We start from the raw sequence: 758 nt of genomic DNA on the forward strand, positions 1-758 counted from the left end.
CGACAATGCGACGGTGAAATCGGGCAAGACCCCCGAGGAGTGGGAGAAGAAGCCCGCGAAGAACCGCCAGAAGGACAAGGACGCGCGCTGGACGAAGAAGCATGGGCGTTCGCACTTCGGCTACAAGAATCATGTCTGCATCGACCGACGGCACAAGCTGGTGCGACGCTACGCTGTCAGCAGCGCCTCGGTGCACGACAGCCAGAAGCTGGAAGACCTGCTTGATCCCGGCAACACCGCCAGCACCGTGTGGGCCGACAGCGCCTATCGCAGCAAGGAGGCCGAGGAGAAACTCGCAACACGCGGGTTCAAGAGCCGTATCCACCAACGCGGATGCCGGGGCAAGCCGCTCACGACACGACAGGAAGCGGCCAACAAGACCCGCTCGTCAGTGCGGGCGCGGGTCGAACATGTGTTCGGCAACCAGCATACCAGTATGGGTGGCAAGCTGGTGCGCATCATCGGCATCGTTCGCGCGACTGTGAAGATCGGGATGCAGAATCTGGCCTACAACATGCGCCGCCTGGTCGTACTGGAGCGCGGCGCGCTGGCAGACAGATAGCACCTGAAATCCGCGATCCAGTCGCCAAATCGGCCGGACCAACCCAAAATGGCGGCCCCAACAGGGGGCCGAAGGACCAAAAATCGATAATCCTCCGGGCCGTCACCCCGGCACGCGACCTACGCCAGCCTCAAAACGCAATTGTTCGAGGTGCCCTATAGTCTGGGCAGACACAGCCTATCGCTCAAAAGCCAAC

The 758-nt window shown here is 61.7% G+C and carries 1 protein-coding gene; it reads left to right on the plus strand.

Annotation, left to right across the window (positions count from 1 at the left end):
- The coding region (locus AD930_RS00015; protein WP_156476765.1) for an IS5 family transposase at nt 1-562 on the plus strand (562 nt) is incomplete at its 5' end.
- Nucleotides 563-758 lie beyond the last annotated feature (196 nt).

It is taken from the genome of Acetobacter malorum, from assembly GCF_001580615.1.
Taxonomy (GTDB): Bacteria; Pseudomonadota; Alphaproteobacteria; order Acetobacterales; family Acetobacteraceae; genus Acetobacter; species Acetobacter malorum.